Origin of the sequence: Pedobacter sp. ISL-64 (assembly GCF_018613605.1) — a bacterium.
Taxonomy (GTDB): domain Bacteria; phylum Bacteroidota; class Bacteroidia; order Sphingobacteriales; family Sphingobacteriaceae; genus Pedobacter.
In genome coordinates, this window is the sequence record NZ_JAGGPU010000002.1 from 236,535 (window position 1) to 256,972 (window position 20,438).

Genomic DNA, 20,438 nt, shown 5'->3' on the forward strand with positions numbered 1-20,438 from the left:
TGTAGCGGGTCTGGATTTGCAATCCAGACCTAAATGCTAAGGATTTGCAATTCGTTTTTAATTATTTATTCCACAGATCTAGAAGATGAACGCAGAGCCAATTCCAGCATCTATCTTACATTTTCCATCCAATAACTAAGGCAAGAAGCACACAAGGGCATGTTTCTTCTGCAGTATAGACTTTGAACTAATCCATCTTACATCCCTTCAGACTTTTCGCATCAGTTTACTTACGTGGCTTTCGTCAACAAGGCCAAATTCTTCCGCAATTTGTTTCAATCCAAATCTTCCGCTTTCTATTCGCTGTTGAATTAAATGCTGACGATAATTGTGGATATACTGGCGTAAGGTTATACCTGTATTTCTTTTAAAATAGGGCCCTATATAGTCTTCTGAAAGGTTAAAATGTGCCGCCATTACATTCGCTTTTAAATTTTTAGGCTGGTAAATGTATTTGTGCAGGTAACAGAAGATGGCTTGGATGTCTTTCGAGCGTTGCGCGCTATTTTTGATTTCGGGCATATTGCGCTGCATGATATCGGAAAGTACTAAGATCTGCGTCCAGATTAAAGCTTCATTTTGCAACATGTTTATATTGAGCGATAAGATAACTGCGATGATGTTTTCAACAATCAACTGATCGTTTGCCGTAAAGTTAAAACCTAGAAAATGTGTTTCACGGCTTTTGATCAGGTATTCCAGGTATTGCAAGCCTGTTGGGTTAACCTCTTTTTGATGAATGAATATATCGGTAAACTTGATATAAATGAAATGTGTTTTTTCTTCAATTTCGAAACGATGATCATCATCCGGACCAATTAAGAAGAGATTTCCTTTTTCGTAAGCAATGGAGATTTCGTTAATGATATGCTGGCCAGATCCATTTTTAATGTAAATCAGTTCATAATGGTTGTGCCGATGTAAAGGGTGCTGCCACTTGCTTACTTCAAATTCCGAAATAACAATAGGTTGAAATTGGATATATCGCTTCATCATAGATTTATACAAATCTATCATACTATTTTACAAAAACATATCTGTGGTTTGTCAGGATCTTTACCGTATGTGAATTAATTTAAATTAAAAGAGATGAATAACAGTAAAACAGCATTGGTTGTGGGTGCAAATGGGGTAATTGGCAGTAATTTAATCAGCCACTTAGAAAATCTTGGCGATTGGGATATTATCGGTTTATCGCGTCGGGGTGGGCTGGGTAAAGATAAAACGAGGTACATTTCTGTAGACCTGCTGGACCCAGAGGACAGTAAGAAGCAATTGAGCCTCTTAACTAAAGTAACACATGTTTTTTATGTCGCATATCAGGATAAACCTACATGGGCGGAGTTGGTAGCACCTAATTTGGCGATGCTTATAAATGTGGTTAATGCCATTGAAGGTATTGCAAAAGACTTACAGCACATCAGTTTAATGCAGGGCTATAAAGTATACGGAGCGCATTACGGTCCTTTTAAAACACCGGCAAAAGAAAGCGACGGTGGACATATGCCCCCAGAATTTAATGTAGATCAGCAACAGTTTCTTGAAGCACAGCAAAAGGGAAAAAAATGGAGCTGGTCTGCACTCCGGCCATCTGTGGTTGCGGGTACGGCATTGGGTAATCCAATGAATTTGGTTTCTGTAATTGCAGTTTATGCATCCATATCGAAAGAACTGGGTTTGCCTTTGCGCTTTCCTGGCAAATTAGGAGCATATGATAAGCTTTTAGACATTACAGATGCTGGATTATTGGCAAAAGCAACGGTATGGGCGGCCACCAACCCAGCATGTGCCAATCAAGCTTTTAATATAACCAATGGTGATTTGGTCCGATGGAACGATCTTTGGCCTAAAATTGCAGCTTATTTTAAAATGGATACTGCCCCTCCACTTCAAATGTTTTTGCAAACCGTAATGGCCGATAAATCGACTTTGTGGACACAGCTGCAAGAAAAACATAACCTAGCCAAACACAGTTATGGAGAAGTATCTTCATGGGCCTTTGGCGACTTTGTTTTTTCTTGGGATTACGATTTCTTCTCAGACGGTACCAAAGCAAGACGATTGGGCTTCCATGAGTATATCGATACTGAAAAAATGTTTTTTGATCTGTTTGATGAACTTAAAAGTAAAAGGGTTATCCCAAATTAATTCCATAGTAATTAAATATCTTTTTGCTTACAGGAATCGGATATGTTTTTTTTCTTTTCCATTTTTATAGCCTTTTCTAAAAAGATACATACTGATGGTAAATAATAGAATATCTAATGCCATAAAACCAACAAACGGAAATAGCTTAGTCACGGTATCGGTAAATTCTTCCCAAGTGTTTAATATAACCAGTAGCTTTGTGCTATAAATTGTGGCTGCAAATAGGAGGAGTGCAAAGAAATAATAAAACATGGCTTTGGAGGAAATTTTCATTGTGATAAGTTTTAATTAAAACGAATGGTTTAGTTAATTCGCTACAACCCAGGTAGAAAAGACGGTATATCGAATTCAAAAGGATTTTAAACGCCGATAGGTTCCAAATCGTGACTTAGGGTTATTATTGTGCTCGTTAAATTTGCCTTCATTTATAAATATTTATTTGCCCCACTGATGCTGAACTTATTCAGCGCCGATATTTATTATAGCACTAATGTTCCCATAATTTAGATATTTGCAACTGCTAATAATTTAAATGATGAAACCTTACCTGCAACTTTTCGATTTTTCTAAGAAAATAAATTATAAAACTGAAATTCTTGCAGGTTTAACGGTGGCCATGACGATGATCCCCGAATCGTTATCATTTGCTATTCTTGCAGGTTTCCCTCCTTTAACAGGTTTATACGCCGCTTTCATTATGGGGTTGGTTACGGCTGTTTTAGGTGGCAGGCCAGGTTTGGTTTCTGGAGGGGCAGGTGCAACAGTAATCGTGCTCATTGCCTTAATGAAAACCCAGGGTATAGAATATGTTTTTGCGGCAGTGGCTTTAGCAGGTGTAATCCAGATAATAGTGGGGCTGTTTAAACTTGGAAAATTCGTCAGGCTGGTTCCGCAGCCCGTAATGTTTGGCTTTGTTAACGGTTTGGCGGTTATTATTTTCATGTCGCAGCTGGAACAGTTCAAAACCCTTGTTAACGGCAGAATAGAATGGTTGAGCGGTACCCCTTTATATATCATGTTGGCTTTGGTATTACTCACCGTTGCAATAGTGATCATTCTCCCTAAAATAACCAAGGCCATTCCATCCTCGCTGGTGGCTATTATTGTGGTTTTTCTTATCGTTTTATGTTTTGGAATTGATACCAAACTGGTTAAACATATTGCTTCAGTAAATGGAGGGTTCCCTCCGTTTCATATTCCGAAAGTGCCGTTGAATCTGGATATGCTGAAGATCATTTTTCCTTATTCGCTCATTATGGCAGGTGTGGGCTTAACGGAGGGCCTGCTTACCTTGAATCTGGTTGATGAAATTACAGAAACCAAAGGCGATAGGAACAGAGAGAGTATTGCTCAAGGAATTGCGAATATTGCAAATGGTTTTTTTACAGGGATGGGTGGCTGCCCGATGATTGCCCAAACACTGGTTAACCTTTCTGCAGGTGCCAGGGCAAGGTTATCGGGCATTATTGCTGCCTTAACTATATTGGTTATTATTTTGGCAGGCGCTCCGGTAATAGATCGCGTACCCATGGCGGCTTTGGTTGGTGTAATGATGATGGTAGCCATTGGCACCTTTGAATGGATGAGCTTTAAAGTGATTAATAAAATGCCCTCGCAGGATATTATCATTGGGATTCTGGTGGCTGTAATTACAGTTTGGCTGCATAACCTGGCACTTGCGGTATTAATAGGTGTAATTATTTCAGCACTTGTTTTCGCTTGGGAAAGTTCTAAACGAATACGTGCCAGTAAACATATCGATGCCAGTGGTGTAAAAACCTACGAAATATTCGGCCCCTTGTTTTTTGGATCTATCGCCAATTTTAATGAGCTGTTTGATGTAGCTCATGATCCTCAGCATATCGTAATTGATTTTAAGCATAGCCGTGTTTTTGATATGTCGGGTATTGATGCCCTGAATAAACTAACCGGACGTTACCGTTCGGCTGATAAAAAGCTCCAGTTAAAGCACCTGAGTAACGACTGTAAACGCTTGCTGAAAAATGCAGATCAGATTATAGCAGTAAACATTATAGAAGATCCTACTTATCGGGTGGCCACCGAAAAATAATTGATTTTAACTTTTCTGTTTTATGATATAAAATACCACTATATCTAAGGTAATGTTATAATATATAATATGGTAAAGGATTATCCTCACGCCTAAACAATCATTGTCGGTTTAATCTTTACTTCTTGATCTATATTTTATGTTTTTACTAAAACGTTTAAGTACTTTAAGAAAATAGCAACATAAAATTGTTCGATTTATTGTTATTGCTGGCTAAAAATGTCCTTATAGACTGTTTTATAGGATGTTAATTTTTTAAGATATTCTGATAATATTTATTTTTTTACCTGTCTGACTGACAATTATTTTAATAGAATTAGATATTATTGTGCTTTTTTATAAAAATTTCATAAAAATGACAATATGTTATTAAAACGTTTTAGTATATTATATATTTGAGTTAACCAAATACTAAATTTTATGAGAATTCCTAACTATTACTACCGAAGTACCTGTCTTTTTAACCGAGGACATATCATGCCGTTTCCGAAAAAATAAGTTTTAGAAATCATTTTTTTACCAATTAAAGATCCATTAACTATGCGATACTTATGGGCGTGCCTTGTTTTTTTTGCCGCGTTTACATTAAACGTTTTACCGACTTTTGCAACGGGTGAAAAACTTCATAAAGGCCTAACAATTAATTGCTTGATTCTTCAGGATACGACAAAAATCAAGATCGTAACACCGAAAGATTCATTACGAAAAGACAGTTTAGATCAGATCAAGCAGAAAACACTTTACGATAAGTTATCTGGCGGTGTAAAAAAAGACACCAGAGATCTATCACTATTCCCTGCCATTTCATTACAACAAAACTTAAAGGGCAATTTTGCTGGTCTGTATATTCAGGAACCATCTGGTGAGCCTGGGTCTATTCAGAACATGTTTATTAGAGGGGCTGCAATGCCATTATTATCTAAAAAGGATTTGTACGATGCTCAGCCTCTGGTGGTTCTCGACGGAATCCCGTTGGTACGGGAGCATCCTTTTGCTTTTGATATACAGCAATTCGATTTTAATAGAATCGGTCCTGCAACTAATTTATTGGCCGGTATCGATCTGAATAATATTGCATCGGTAGAGGTACTTAAAGATTTAGGTTCTACTTCTGTTTACGGGCCAAGAGGTGTTAATGGAGTGATTGTTTTAACCTCAAAAACAGCTGTTGGTAAATATCGCTCCATATCTTTCAATTCCTATATAGGGATGGTGCAAAAGCCAACTGTAAATACCATCAATGGTAAATATGAAAATGAGTTCAGACAGCGTTTTTATGATGTTTATACCACCAACGGAAGGTATTCTGATGATGAAGAGTATCCGGTATATTTAAGTGATTCGTTAAACAACGTATATAGTGGTAAATCAGACTGGACCGATTTATACTATAAAAATGCTTTAGTATATGGCATTAATTTCTCACTTGCCGGTGGTACCGACAGAGCCAACTTTAGGTTTGCATTGGGTAATACCAAAAGCGAGGGTGTAGCCGACGAAACCGGTATCGACCGTTATAGCGCCACTTTCAATATCAATATGAAGCCGACCAAGTGGTTGCTGTTCTCAACAATGATTAACGCCAACCGTTTAAACCGCGATAGAAATAGAACCTTGCGTGATAGGTTTGCACAGCTTAATTATTTCCCTGATTTGAGTGCACCACTTCCTCCTAATAAGGATTTCTATGCTTCTTATGTACAACAGTATACGAAAGGATTTGATGATAATAAAACAAACAGTATCCAAGGTTATGCCAAACTAGAAGGAACTTTTGGAAAATTTAAAGTGGTATCGTCTTTTAATGCCGATTACAGTGAGGGCTACAGAGATGTTTTCTATGCCAGAACGCTTTTGCAAGGGAACAGTTATGCATCCAATTATTATGGTTTTAGCCAAAGATTAATGATGGATAACAAAGTGACATACGATTTAAACCTTAATAAGGTTCACGATTTTCATTTTGCATTGGGGCAGTCCATGCAATGGGATATTTATAAATATAGTAACGCTTATGCTTATAAAGGCGTTAACGATTACATTAAAATCAATTTGCTCGATTCGAAACCTAAAAATGATAATGGTTCGGATAATGGAAATTACTTAACTCCGGTTGCCTTCCCTAGAGAATTGACGTATCGGTTTCTTGATAAAACAGAAGATAATTTATTGTCTTTCTATGGAAAAGCCGATTATTCATTTAACGATAAATATTTTGTCTCAGCGATATTACGTTTAGATGGCTCTTCAAATGCACAGCCAACAAGCCGCTGGTTTTATTCGCCAACTATTTCCGGAGCGTGGAATATCAAAAACGAATTTTTGAAAGATAACACACTGGTTGATGACTTAGTATTGCGTGCAAGCATTGGTAGAATGGGGCGTACATTTAGTTACGATAATTATGCGCAGGGGCCACAATATACGGCCTCGGTTGGCTATACCGGTAACTTAACGGTGCCTGGATATAATGCATTCGGTGTGTTAACCCGTTCTTACCAATTTGGTTGGGTAGGTTATGGTGTGCCATGGTCGTACTCTGATCAACTTAATATTGGTGCTGATGCTGCGCTGTTAAAAAACCGTCTTCACCTTTCTGTTGATGTATATAGCAAAACCGATAAAAATCAATTAATTGGTATACCGGCTTATGCCGAATATGGTTACAAACAATCTATCGAAAGTGGTATGTCCGTTAATAATATGGGTATTGATGTAACCATTAGCGGTCAGGTAATCGCCAAAAGTAAATTCTCCTGGAATTCTGCCTTAAACTTTAATCACAACGCTAACGAACTGAAGGCATTGCCTAGAGGATTAGATCAGCTGGTTGTGGGTAACAGGTTTTTAAAAGTTGGCCAGCCAGTAGATCAATATTGGTTATTGGTTAATAACGGTATCTATACAGCAGATGCTGATGTGCCGGTGGTTAACGGACAGAAATTAAAATATAAAGGAATTACTTTAAAAGCTGGTGACCCACGTTGGCTAGATCAAAATGGTGATAATACCATTGATGATAATGATAAAGTATTAAAAGGACATTCTTTGCCAACCATTGCAGGTGGTTTTGATAACAACTTTAAATATGGCAATTGGAGTTTAGGTACAAGTTTTTACTTTAATTTAGGTAGAAAGCTAATCAACCAGGAAATGGCTAGCCGTTTCGATTTTGTGAACCGCGAAGGTAATACTGATATCAATTCTGTTAAAGAAATCACCTTCTGGGAAAAACGTGGAGATTATTCAAAATACCCACTTTATAACCCTTGGAGTACCGTAATTCCATATCGCGCAGATCAGGATCTTTTCTTAGAGAATGCTTCATTCTTAAAACTAAGGCAAGTATCATTAGGTTACGAACTGGGTAACTTGCTCAATAAAAGAAATATCAAAATCAGCAAATTCTTCATATACGGTTCTGTGAGTAATATTTTCACCATCACACCTTACACTGGTCAAGATCCTGAGCTGGTTAGTTATGACGGTATTGATACCGGTTATGGCCAACCTATCCCAAGAACATATACCCTGGGTGTTAAAATGGATCTATAAGATGAAAACAAGAACTAACAATATATCAAGCGAGATGAAAAATATATTATACATACTTCTGATTTCTGTGGTAGCCTTCTCCAGCTGTAATAAAGCTTTAGAAACAGATTCTACCAGAGTTGTAGGCGAAAAAAATGCCTGGAATACGGTAGAAGATGCCCGCTCGGGAATTTTGGGTGTTTATGCCTTAACACGTGCTGCTTTATCAGACAATAATGGGCACTGGATTTACGGTGATGTAAGAACAGGAGAATTTTTAAGCCCAAAAAGACAGGATTTAAAAGCGGTTATTGGCAATAATTTAAACGCCTCATATCCGGTACTCGAATCGTTATCTGATTGGACAAGGTTTTACGCCATTGTTAACGGTGCCAATGTTTTCTTAGAAAATATTGCACATGTTAAAGAAACGGATAAACGTTACACGAGCAATAACATGACTGTTGATATTGCACAAGCCAGATTTTTAAGAGCTTTTGCCTATTTCTACATGGTTAGAATCTGGGGTGATGTGCCCTTTATTACTTCATCGGATGAAGGTAAATTTACCGATAAACCACGTGAAAGCCAGGCAAGGGTTTTAGCATGGGTCGAACAGGAAATTTTAAAAGCGGCAGCTGATATGCCATTTATCTATAGTGGTGGTGATGTGCAGCAGCCAACTGATTATTACAATGAAACTTCGGGAAGATGGGGAGGTGCTTTGGCCACAAAAGTGACTGCATACGCTGTATTAGCGCATTTAGCAGCCTGGAATAGCGATTACACCAACGTTGCTAAATATGCCAAATTTGTTGAAGATAATTATGGCAGAAGTGCCGGCGGTTTTACTTCAACTGGTGATTTATCAAATTCTAACGGATTCTTCTACAATAAAAATACCAGGCAGATATTTGGTTTCAACTCCGATTATGGCCACGTAGATGGTTCATCAACAGGGCATATTGAAGAATTAACATTAGCTGAGCCAGTTATGACTAAATCAGTTCCGGATATTTATCTGCCAAAAGATTCGATTCTGAAATATTTCAATATTGCTAAAGATCAAAGGTTTGCCGTTGATACTTTAGGACAGGCTAGATATGATGGAAGGTATTTTACAAACCTGAATGGTAAGTATCCCATTTTCAGTAAAATCAAAGTGATCCAGGGTGGTGGAACAGATCCAAACTTCAGATATTTTACCAGCGCTCTGATTTTTACACGCTTAGAAGATATTGTACTCTTACGTGCTGAAGCATTATCGGTACTAGGTGATCAAAACGGAGCACTAAATGAACTACTTGTTGTTCAGAGCAGAAGATTTGACGATCCTACAGCGTTAATTAATTCACTGAATACAAACGACGTCATAAAATTAATCTTCGAGGAGCGCCATCGCGAATTGTTGGGTGAAGGCTCAAGGTGGTACGATTTGATCCGCTACAATAAGATCAAACAAAATGATGCCAAATTTATGAACCTCATTAACTCTGGTGGCATTTATTGGCCGATATCAAGGAGGCTTATTTCTCAAAATAGTTTATTAACCCAAAATGCTTACTGGCGCTAATGATAACGGATATGAAAAATTCAATAAAATACATGAGCGCTTTAGCAATTTTATCGTTGCTAACGCTAATCAATTCGGCTTGCAAAAAGAACGGAGGATTTTATGATGCTCCAGAACAAAATGTAACGTTTGCTGGAAATACTTACGAGTATTTAAAAAGTAAACCGGGGGTTTTCGATTCGCTAATTGTAGCGATTGATAGAATGGGCCTTAAAAAAACATTAACCGATAGTAATGTTACGCTATTTGCAGTAAGCAATCCAAGCTTTCAGCTGGCTTTACGAAACTTAAATACCTTGAGAAAGCAATCGGATAAGGATGCACTTTTTTTAGCCAATATAGATGCCGTTCAGTTAGATACTATGACCTCTTATTATATTATCAGAGGCAAAAAACCTACAGATTCTTTAAAACTTCAGGATGGGTTAAACTTAACCAGTGCACATATTTCTTACCCGATGCATGCGAGCATCACTAACATTTCGGCTTCTGGCCAAGTTGGTGCGGGACCTTCAATCATTAATTTTAACAATACCAAAAAAAGCAAGTTTGTTCGCAACTGGGCAACCAGCACAACATCATCAAACAATATTAAAACCAAAAATGGCATAGTGCATGTAATCAGTGCCGATCACGTATTTGGTTTTAACGAATTCGTTACCCGGCTAACCTTTGTACCACCACCACCAAACCTGTACCTGGAAATTGGCGGTGTATTTTCATCTAACCGCGAAAATGGTGGGGGCATAACCAGTGGAGAAAATTCGAGGAAAGTAATTGATGGTGATGACCATACTAAATTCTTAGCCGACTTACAGGGTGAGTTATGGATGAGGTTTGAACTCAAAACTCCAGCGGTTTCATCAGTATATACCTTAACATCGGCAAATGATGCCAACGAAAGAGATCCTAAAGCCTGGACATATGAAGGCTCTATGGATGGTACGAATTGGGTAGAATTGGATAGGAGATCTAACTTCTTCTTTGAAGAAAGATATCAGCAAAAGGTATTTAGATGTACAAACACGGTTGCCTATAAATTTTACCGCGTTGTTATTACCGAACTAAGAAACAGCGGAACATTCCAGTTGGCTGAGTTTACCATAAATAAAACGAAATAGTGATGCGAAATAGAAACATTAAAATAAATACTCCAATGAAATCTATCATAAATAAATGTTTTGCGCTCCTTTTACTTGCTATCACTGTTTGCAGTAGCTGTAAAAAGATTTTCGACTTGCCAGATGAGAAAGATTATATCAGCAACAATGTGAATTTTAGCAATAAAATTCTTGAACCCATAATTGGTAGAACCAATCTTATCGGTGGTTTTAATAGTGATAACTCAACCAATCCAATTACGTTTGAAATTGTAAACGTTAGGTTTGGTGATGGAAAACCGGTAAGCGATCTTTTTACAACGGCGCCTACTTATGTTTGGACTGCTCCTTACACGGGTTTGGAGAAAAGCTTGGCTGAAATTGAAGCGAAAAGAAAAATTGAAACGCATCCAATATTTGAAATACGTTCGTCAGGTGAATTTATTTTGTGGCCTTCGGCAACCAATCAGATATTGAAGCCCCGTCCAACAGATAGTACTAATTTTTCTCAGGATACCCGCTTTTTTGATGTGAAGGTTAAAAATACAGGCGGTGAAAGGCTGATCAAAGATTTTCAGATCAGACCTTTCAGAGAGCGCCCATACGAGCCATCGAATGATTTTAACGCCTATACGGGGTTGCCTTCTCCTGACCCAAAATTTCCTTTAGATAAAAAATTGAGAGATTATATCCGCCCTTATTTAAATAACGTAATCGGCGCAACTTCTAACTTAAACTTAGTAAGCAACAATGATAAAAAGGATGCGATTGTTTACATCCGTCCATTAGCTTCTGGCGGAAATGGCCATTCGTTACGAATTGTGGTTTTGGGCAAGGATTCTTTACCCATTGATCCGAAGTTCTTCAATGAAACGGTTTGGGATAAAATGATCCATGGTTTTAATATCCAAAAAACAGATAAATATGTTCAGTACGATGTTGCTTATCCAATTCCATTGGTAGAGATTCCAACATCATACGCTACCGGGGGATCAAGAGCAAAAGCTGAATTGAGTTACTCCCGGATAGGTTTTGGGGGCGGACGTACGGTGGCTACTTTCGGTATCAATTTCTCCATTTACAAAGCAGGAGACTGGGAAATCGTCTTTTATTTCAAAAACGAGAACCCAAAATTTGCTAACGAATAGTTGATCAATAAAGCTAATATTATGAAAAGAAATATACTTTTATATACATTACTTATTGTATGTATAATATGTTGTACGAATGCCTATTCGCAAGAAAAAAATATCATTGTAAGTGGTAGGGTTCTGGATAAAGATACTAAACAAGGGGTGCCAGGTGTATCGGTTGTTTTGCAAGCCACCAATAAAGGCTTAACGCAAACAAATGGCGACGGAAAGTTTTCGGTTAACGTACCCGTTGGAGGAACACTTTTATTCAAATTTTTAGGTTACAACACCTCATCGGTTAAAATTACCGATCAAACCAATATTACAGTTAACATTAGCGAAAACCGCAAGGATCTAAGTGAGGTAATCATTGTAGCGTATCAGAATAGACCAAAGGAAACCACTGCTGGATCGGTAACGGTGCTTAGTGGTAAGGATGTATCCGATATACCGGTATCGAATATAGAAACACTTTTACAGGGTAAAGTACCGGGGTTAAATATCCAGAACAATACCGGTGCACCGGGTTTTAGAGGATCGGTACAGCTTCGTGGTTTATCAAGTTTAAGTATTTCTGGTAGTGGTAACGATTCATTTTTACAACCTACATCGCCATTATATATTATTGATGGTGTGCCTTTAGATGCAGATAAGGCAGCAGAGTTTGGTTTTCAAACGCAAGGTCCTGGGGTGAGCCCACTTTCGCTAATCCCTCAGGAGGATATCGAAAATATCCAAATCCTGAAAGATGCGCAGGCAACTTCCATGTATGGTTCCAGAGGTGCTTATGGCGTAATCATCATTACCACAAAAAGAGGTAACTCGAAAGTGCCGCGTATTAAATATGTATCGAACTTTTTCGTTAATGCACCCCCTAAATTACGCGAAACATTAGGTGGTAATTCAGAACGTCAATTAAAGATTCAACAGATTATTTTAAACGCGCAGACCCTTAATCAAATCAGGGGGATTAGCAATACACCTTTCCTTGCCGATAGTTTAAATGCATACTGGAACAATTCTACCGATTGGCAGGATGTATTTTATCAAACCACTTTTAACCAAAGTCATAACCTAGCCTTAGATGGTGGTGATCAGAAGTTTAATTACAAGGCCAATATGGGGTATTATGCCGAAAAAGGTGTAATTAAAAACACAGGTTATAACCGTTACAATTTGAACATGAACATGGAGTTCAAACCGAATGATAAATTTAGATTTTTCGGTTTCGTTAATGGTTCGGTAGGTAAGCAGAATAAAGGTAACGGTGCAGGCTTACTTCAATCGGGTGTAGCTTCAAACGGTCAGGCGTCAACACTTTTGCCTCCTCCGTCTTTTTATCAGGCATCTGGTGGCGTATTGTCGGCTTTGCAAACGCTGAATGATAACAATTCGAGAAATTTAAGAACAAATATTGATGCCCGTTACGAATTTATACCAGGTTTTGCGGCTTCATCTACCTTAAGTTATGATTATACTTCAGATACTGAAACTACATTTACACCAGCTGCGGCCAACGGACAGTTTGCCAAACTTTATGATTATAATGGAAGAAACTTCCAGTTATATAATAGAAACGCGATCACTTACGCTAAAACTTTAGGCGAAAAACATAATTTCTTTATTAACACATTTAACGAAATTTATAAACAAGGTTCACAATCATCCATAAGCAGACAGGAAAGAATTCCAAACGATCAGCTTCAGGGCCCAATCGGTTACGACGGTTATTACTCAAGGGGGGGTGGGGTTTTAAGTAGCTATAAAAATGCTACAATCGCGTCTTTTGCAGGTTCATTATCTTACGATTACGATAAGAAATATGTCGCTGAATTCTCTTACCGTTTAGATGGTACATCATCAAGCGGTTTGGAAAATCCATATTCTAAAAACTCTTCAGTGGGTTTGAGGTGGAATTTTAACAAAGAAAACTGGTTAACAGATCAAAAATGGTTAGATTATGGTAGTGTAAGATTAACATGGGGCCAAAATATTGTACCTACAGGTAATCTTCAAAGTATTTATGGTATTTATAACCTAAATGGAAATTACAACAATACACAAACCATTGGTATCGACTATGATTTAATTCCAAATCCGGCATTAAAGCCAACTACTACCAGTCAGTACAATCTTGGTTTTGATGTAGGCTTCCTGAACAGATTCTCGATCGTTGTGGATACCTATTTCAAAAAGGTAGATAATTTATTGTTCGATCGTGTTTTATCAAATACCACGGGTTTTAACAAATTATCGAGTAACGATTTGGGTATCGCTAATTACGGTACCGAAATCAGCTTAAATGTAAAGGCCATTACCAGTAAAGATTTTGATTTATCTTTTTCAATAAACGGAGCGTATAACCGCGATGTGTTGTTAAAATTACCTGAAGAGTATAACGGGCAATATATCCGCTTCGATGGCTCTGGTTACCTGCAGCATAATGTTTTCCGTGTGGGCAGAAATACCTTGTCAAACTATTTAAGAATTAACCAGGGCGTTTACAGTGGCGATGCAGATGTACCAGTAGATCCGGTTACCGGAAAAAGATACCAAACCAATAACACCTTCTTTTACGGGGGAGACCCGATCTTGAAAGATGTAAATGGCGATTATATTCTGGATGGCAGGGATTACGAAATTACCGGAAACTCACAACCATTGTTTACTGGTGGTTTATCATTCACCATGCGGTATAAAAAATGGGGCCTAAATATGTACGCAAGTTATACCGCAGATAGAACAATCTTGAATAATGCGCTTGCCGATCGTATTGCCATCATGAGAGATCCTTTTGCCTTAAACGCGGTAGTACCTTTAGGTGATTTGAATATCTGGCAGGCACCTGGTGATGTGGCTAAATACCCATACCCTTACGATTTTTCCCGTTATGGAAATATTCAGCCACTAAGAGCCGATCAAACTTTATGGCAGGAAAGTGGATCCTATCTGAAAATTAACAACTTAACGCTTTCGTACATGTTTGATAAAAAGTTGATACGCAGATTCGGACTTGCCAATTTAAGGATATTTGGTTCAACCAATAACTTGATTACATTTTCTAAGTACAGTGGTCCAAATCCAGAAAACGTAACCGCATTAGGTCGCGATATTTCTAACGGTTATCCTGTGCCACGCACGTATAATATTGGTTTAAACTTAGAACTTAACACAGGCAACTAAAAATATTTATTATGAAAAAAGTTATCATTTACACTTTAGTTATCGCGGCGTCTTTTTGCTTGCCTTCATGTAAAAAGTTTTTAAACATACAGCCTTTAGATAAATTAACGGGAAACAACTATTTCCAGTCTAAAGAAGACGTAGTGGCCAATATTTATGATTTATCGAGGATTGTTTTCAGCAAAATAAACGAAACACATTATATTGGTGCGGTTGGTGAATATAGGTCAGGTGAAGTATTGCACGAAAGCCAGTCAGACAACGCGCCATCGCGTGAATTCGTTGAATATTTAGGCAGAAACGATTTATTAAACCTGATAAGAAGGGGACAGCCATGGGATTACTACAATTTTGATAGAATAACAAATTGGACTAGCTATTATAGGGCCATTCAGGGCGCCAATATCTTGATCGCAAAATTAGATGAGGGCGTACCAGGAGTTACCGATACAGAAAAAGGACAGTTTAAAGCTGAGGCCGCGTTTATTCGCTCACTTTGCTACTTTACCATGGTTAGGTTATATGGAGATGTTGTTTATTATACAGATGCGTTTCATTCTACATCACTACCACGTGAAAATTTCGTATCGGTTCTCAATAAATGCATTGCCGATTTAAATAGTCACAAAAATGAAATTCCATTTACTTATAGCGACCCTGCTTTGAAAGGCGTACGGGCAAGTAGGGGAAGCATTATTGCTTTAATGATGGAAATGAATATGTGGAACGCCGGTTTTGACGGGGCCAACGCTAACAAATATTATCAAGCTACCGCCGCTTTGGGTCAGGAATTGGTAGCGAGTAACGCCTATCGGTTATTACCACTTTCAGAGTGGTCAACGGTTATTAAAGGCCGTTCCGAAGAAAGCTTATTTGAGTTTTATCAAAGTATAAACTATGGTGATGCGGTACTGAATGTTGCCCCTATTGCCGATATGTTTTTGCATTACCCATACAAAAGGCCTGAGTATACCCACCGTGTAAGTTTTGCTTACTACAGGGGGGAGTACATGCAGAAAATTTTTCAGGATGGCAGCGATAAAAGGATAACAACCTGGTTTAATGAAGATATTTTTTCAGATAATGGAAAGTTCATGTTGTTAAAATATGCCAAGAACTCTTTTATCGTTGGTGAAGAAGACGCCAATCCTGATAACACTTTTATGATTTTTAGGTATGGAGGAGAACTCCTGCTGGCGGCAGAGGCTCTTGCAAATATAAATGAAGATACCGAAGCCATAAAACTGGTAAACCTGGTAAGAGCTCGCGCTGGAGCATCTCCATATACGCCTTCAAATGGAGACCTTAAAGAATTTATTTTTTACGAACGTTCAAGGGAACTTATCGGCGAGGGCCATCATTACTTCGATTTGGTAAGAACAAAGAGAATTTTAAATAGTCAGTATGCTTACAATGTGCTTACATCGGATAAATTTAGTCGTGGTGCCTGGACCTGGCCGATAAGCCCAGATGCGGTGAACAACAATCCATATATGAAACTGAATGAGTATTGGGTTAATGGTGGTAATTAATTATTATAATAAAAGACATATGAAAAAGCTAATTTTTGCTTGTGCTGCCTTATTAGTATTATTAAATTCTTGTAAAAAAGATGAGTATTATCGTGATGGAGGTTTAGCTGATCCTAATTTTAAAGGCAACATGCTTCAATATTTACAGGCTAAAAAAGTTCCATTTGATACCCTGGCCAGAATTGTAAAGCTTGCGGGTTTAGAAAGTACATTTTCTAATGACGACTTTACTTTTTTTGCACCTGATGATGATGTAATCAAAAGAACAATCGGAACAATCAGAACTAATGGATTAAATAATTTTCTTTTTTACTCAGGAAAGGATACCGTTAAAACGCTAGATCAGATCAGTCCGGTAATCTGGAGGAGATATTTGCAACGCTACATGTTTAAGGGTGTGAATAGATTAAAGGACTATCAACAGGTAGATTTTGATGTGAGGAGTGTTTATCCAGGAGGCTTATATTATTCCCTTGCAGGTAATATTTGTAACATTGGGGTAACCTATGCTACCGCAAACAACATCAAATATATTGGATACCGACAACTCAATTTGACTTATATTCCTGATGCTTCAAAACCAAATGATAATTGGGATATAAATGCGGTAGCATCATCTGATATTAAACCTACTAATGGCGTAGTACATGCTTTGGCCTTTAATACTATTGTTAATGGCGCTTATTTTGGATTTAAACGGGATGATTTTTTTAGTGATGTATATTTTAGTGGTTTAGCTCCTTCTGATCCCTCAAAATAAGGCATAATTGGTTTTACCTCAAGAAATTAAATGATGAAAAAAATTAAATTTATATTCGCAATAATCACTTTGATTGCTTTTAGTTTTCAAGGATGTAAAAAGGCAGATGAAGTGCTCCCCGATCCTTATGCTGATGCAAAGTCACCCCTGGGTGTGGCCATTTCGCAAACTGATGTACCTGTTCCGGCAATCGGACTGGTGGGTACAACTGTAACCATCAAAGCTGCTGGTTTTGATAAATATAAAGATCAGTTAAGCTTTATGTTTAACGGCGAAAAGGCCGAAGTTGTTAGTGTAACTGCCACTGAAATAAAGGTTAAAGTTCCGGAAAATGGAAGTACGGGCGTAACTTCAATCGCCATTGGTGACCAATTATTTATTGGACCAACTTTTACCGTAACCGGGCTTATTCAAATCGATCCTACTTTTAAAGCGATAGCGGGTACAAATGGTTATGTAAGCCAGGTGTATGAAATGCCTGATGGAAGAGCTATCGTAGTCGGTAATTTTACCAACTTTGATAACAAAGGCGGGGTGGTTCCAATTAATAGGATCGCCAGAACATCCATTGATGGAGAATACGATCGTACTTTCCGTACAGGGAGAGGGGCGAATGGTGCTTTATTTAGGATTTTGGAAATTGGCGGTCGCTTTATTATTGCGGGTAGTTTTAGCGGATTTAACCAGCGTACCGAAAATATCAGCAACATTACCAGTTTGTTTACTAGTGGAGCAATCGACACCATAAAAATCCAAACCAAAAGAAAGCCAACGCTTACCGATACGGTTACGCAAAAATGGTTCCCAAAATTTAATGGTGGTACCAATGGTTATATTAACCGTGTATACGCACACCAGGGAAAAATTTTAGCAACAGGTAATTTTAGGTATTATGTAAAAAGAACCTATGATAAGTTTAATTATGATTTTTCCAGAGATACCGTAATACTGGATAGTACAGAAATTCGCCAGGTATTGCGCTTTAATTTAGATGGTAGCCTTGATAAAACTTTCCGTTTTAACACTACTACCAACAAGGGGAAGGAAAGTGGGAATGGAAATATCGATAGTTATATGCATACCGATGCAGAGAAATTGGAAAAACTGGTTGTATTTGGTAGCTTTAATACATTTGATGGCCAACCAGCCAATCGTATTGTTCGCTTAAATCCCGATGGAAACATCGATCCTTCTTTCACGCCTGGCTCAGGGGCGGATAATACTATAAGTTCCTGTACCTATAATACAACTACAAAAAAATATGTAATTACCGGAATCTTTACACAATACAATGGTAAACCAGCATTTGGTTTGGCTGTTTTAAATGATAATGGAACTTTAGATGAGACATTTGCTTCCAAACCATTTGAAGGTGGCTTTCCTGGTTTCGCCAAACAGCTTAATAACGGGTTAATTGTAGCGAGCGGGAATTTTATTAAATACAATAACATTACCAGAAATGGTTTTATGGTATTAACATCGACAGGAACATTGGCGAAAGGATACAATTCTACCGGTCCTTTTACTGGAGGCTTATCTGATGTTATTGAAACCAAATCTGCAGATGGTAAAAAAGCATTATTGTTAATTGGTGAATTTTATCGTTTTGATAATTTACCATTATATCACATCATTAGGGTAACCATCGAATAGTAGATTAAGCTAACCAAAATATAAATTAGGAAGAGTATGATGAAAAAATATAAATTATTGATTGGCTTAATCGCAGCAATAATCACTACGGCCATATTTTCTTGTAATAAAGAATTCGACAGGACAATTGGCGATAAAAATGCCAGCGATACAACAACTGTAAAATACGGAAACCGTAAGGTGCTCTATTTAGTGGTTGATGGAGCAAGAGGTCAATCGGTTTTGGATGCCAATACACCAAATATCGATGCGGTTTTACCACATGCAATCTACAGTTGGGTAGGCTTAAGCGATCCTGACGCAACTGCAAATGCAACCAATTGGGCAAATATGTTAACCGGGGTTAAAAAAGATAAACATAAGGTTACCACTGATGCATTAACCAATAATGATCTGCAGAATTATCCGATTATCTTTAGCAGAATTAAAGAAACAAGTGCAAAATCGAAAATTGTTGCTTACACCTCCTCAACTATATTTAAATCGTTAACAACAGGAGCCGATGTGAGTAATTTGGTAGCAGACGATGATGCGGTGAAAGCAGGATTAATAAGCAATTTAACAAGCGATACAGCTGCTGTAGTTGTAGGGCACTTTATGGGTGTTAATGCAGCAGGAGCAGCTGCCGGATCTGGGTATGATATTTCTTTCCCAGCCTATAAAACAGCTATCGAAAAATTCGATACTTCGGTAGGTGAAATCTTAACCGCATTAAAAAAACGCCCAAACTATAATAATGAGCAGTGGTTGGTTGTTATCGCATCAAGCGCTGGTGGGCCCTATACATTACCTGCAAATGCCGATGATCAAACCATTTTTAGTCAGCCTAAAGCAAATTCATTTATCATCTACTATGCGCCAACGTACAACAAACGGATTCTTACCAAGCCATTTACCGGTAATCGGTATTTAGGTAAAACCATCCGTTTTAAAGGGCAAAATGTTAGGGCACAAATTGATGGTGAAGATGCAGGCGTTTACAATATAGACGACACCACAAAAATGACCATAGAGCTTAAGGTTAAAAAGAACGAAGACAAGTTTTTCTGGCCGAGTATTTTAGGTAAACGTAACGAGTGGTCGGGTGGCCATCCAAGTGTAGGTTGGGTAATTTACTTAGAAGAAGACTATTGGTATTTCGAATGGAGAGGCACTAAGGATGGAGATTATCATCAATGTAGAGGTGGAAGTTTTAGCAAGGGAAAATGGACAAATTTAACTGCAAAGATAGAGGTGCGCAATGGACAAAGATTTGTTCGTACATACACCAATGGTGGCTTTAATAATGAGGCCGAAATTACCGGATCAGGTTCATTAGCAAATTCGAATCCTTTAAAATTAGGATTTCTAAATGGAAATGGACACGGAGAGCCAGATGTATATGTAACTGATATCCGTTATTTTAAATTCTCCGTTCCTGATGGAATGATTGGCAACTATGCCTGTCAAACTTCAATTGATCAAAGTCATCCATACTTTAATTTCCTGGTAGGGTACTGGCCTGCAACTGACGGTAACGGTAATATCATGGCTGATTTAAGTTCTCAGGCGCACGACTTTAAATTTCAGGGAACTTATACCTGGGAGAATTTTAACGATTTAATCTGCCCTCCGGCACCAGAAACACTGGCGATATTTGTTCCGCAAACATCAGATATTCCGGCGCAGATTATAAACTGGTTAAAAATTGCCAATAAACAGGCCTGGAGACTTGATGGCCGGGTTTGGTTGGATCAATAAGGATTATCTGA

13 protein-coding genes are annotated in these 20,438 nt (G+C 37.9%); 11 read left to right on the forward strand and 2 right to left on the reverse strand.

Going from position 1 to position 20,438, the window contains the following annotated elements; all coding sequences use genetic code 11:
* Positions 1–207: 207 nt before the first annotated feature.
* Positions 208–996: an AraC family transcriptional regulator gene (locus tag J7E57_RS03630; protein WP_215125244.1), complete on the reverse strand. Its 789-nt coding sequence runs from the start codon at positions 994–996 to the stop codon at positions 208–210.
* A gap of 93 nt (positions 997–1,089) precedes the next feature.
* On the opposite strand from J7E57_RS03630, the gene J7E57_RS03635 reads away from it, so the two are divergent.
* Positions 1,090–2,148: an SDR family oxidoreductase gene (locus J7E57_RS03635; RefSeq protein WP_215125245.1), complete on the forward strand. Its 1,059-nt coding sequence runs from the start codon at positions 1,090–1,092 to the stop codon at positions 2,146–2,148.
* 27 nt (positions 2,149–2,175) lie between these two features.
* On the opposite strand, the gene J7E57_RS03640 is transcribed toward J7E57_RS03635, so the two are convergent.
* Complete coding sequence (locus J7E57_RS03640) at positions 2,176–2,421, reverse strand: hypothetical protein (RefSeq protein ID WP_215125246.1); 246 nt, start codon at positions 2,419–2,421, stop codon at positions 2,176–2,178.
* Positions 2,422–2,683: 262 nt separating this feature from the next.
* Between J7E57_RS03640 and J7E57_RS03645 the strand changes: the two genes are divergently transcribed.
* The 10 genes from J7E57_RS03645 to J7E57_RS03690 all read left to right on the forward strand — a co-directional run bounded on the left by J7E57_RS03645 (position 2,684) and on the right by J7E57_RS03690 (position 20,427).
* The gene (locus J7E57_RS03645; RefSeq protein WP_215125416.1) at positions 2,684–4,219 is read left to right on the forward strand and encodes a SulP family inorganic anion transporter; all 1,536 of its coding nucleotides are present in this window, start codon (positions 2,684–2,686) and stop codon (positions 4,217–4,219) included.
* Between the two features lie 648 nt (positions 4,220–4,867).
* Complete coding sequence (locus tag J7E57_RS03650) at positions 4,868–7,774, forward strand: SusC/RagA family TonB-linked outer membrane protein (RefSeq protein ID WP_251029784.1); 2,907 nt, start codon at positions 4,868–4,870, stop codon at positions 7,772–7,774.
* A 1-nt stretch (position 7,775) separates the two neighbouring features.
* Positions 7,776–9,326 (forward strand): RagB/SusD family nutrient uptake outer membrane protein, encoded by a 1,551-nt coding sequence (locus tag J7E57_RS03655; protein ID WP_215125248.1) that lies wholly within the window; start codon positions 7,776–7,778, stop codon positions 9,324–9,326.
* 11 nt (positions 9,327–9,337) lie between these two features.
* A complete protein-coding gene (locus J7E57_RS03660) occupies positions 9,338–10,447 on the forward strand; it encodes a discoidin domain-containing protein (protein ID WP_251029785.1) in 1,110 nt (369 codons plus the stop codon).
* Positions 10,448–10,482: 35 nt separating this feature from the next.
* Positions 10,483–11,574 carry a DUF5007 domain-containing protein gene (locus tag J7E57_RS03665; RefSeq protein ID WP_215125250.1) on the forward strand — a complete coding sequence of 364 codons (1,092 nt, stop codon included), beginning with the start codon at positions 10,483–10,485 and terminating at the stop codon, positions 11,572–11,574.
* A gap of 21 nt (positions 11,575–11,595) precedes the next feature.
* Positions 11,596–14,742: a SusC/RagA family TonB-linked outer membrane protein gene (locus J7E57_RS03670; RefSeq protein ID WP_215125251.1), complete on the forward strand. Its 3,147-nt coding sequence runs from the start codon at positions 11,596–11,598 to the stop codon at positions 14,740–14,742.
* Positions 14,743–14,753: 11 nt separating this feature from the next.
* A complete protein-coding gene (locus tag J7E57_RS03675) occupies positions 14,754–16,274 on the forward strand; it encodes a RagB/SusD family nutrient uptake outer membrane protein (RefSeq protein WP_215125252.1) in 1,521 nt (506 codons plus the stop codon).
* A gap of 19 nt (positions 16,275–16,293) precedes the next feature.
* The gene (locus J7E57_RS03680) at positions 16,294–17,034 is read left to right on the forward strand and encodes a fasciclin domain-containing protein (protein ID WP_215125253.1); all 741 of its coding nucleotides are present in this window, start codon (positions 16,294–16,296) and stop codon (positions 17,032–17,034) included.
* A gap of 33 nt (positions 17,035–17,067) precedes the next feature.
* Positions 17,068–18,687, forward strand: coding sequence for a DUF5008 domain-containing protein (locus J7E57_RS03685; RefSeq protein WP_215125254.1), 1,620 nt, complete (start codon positions 17,068–17,070; stop codon positions 18,685–18,687).
* A 36-nt stretch (positions 18,688–18,723) separates the two neighbouring features.
* Positions 18,724–20,427, forward strand: coding sequence for a DUF4983 domain-containing protein (locus tag J7E57_RS03690; RefSeq protein WP_215125255.1), 1,704 nt, complete (start codon positions 18,724–18,726; stop codon positions 20,425–20,427).
* The last annotated feature ends 11 nt before the right edge of the window (positions 20,428–20,438 follow it).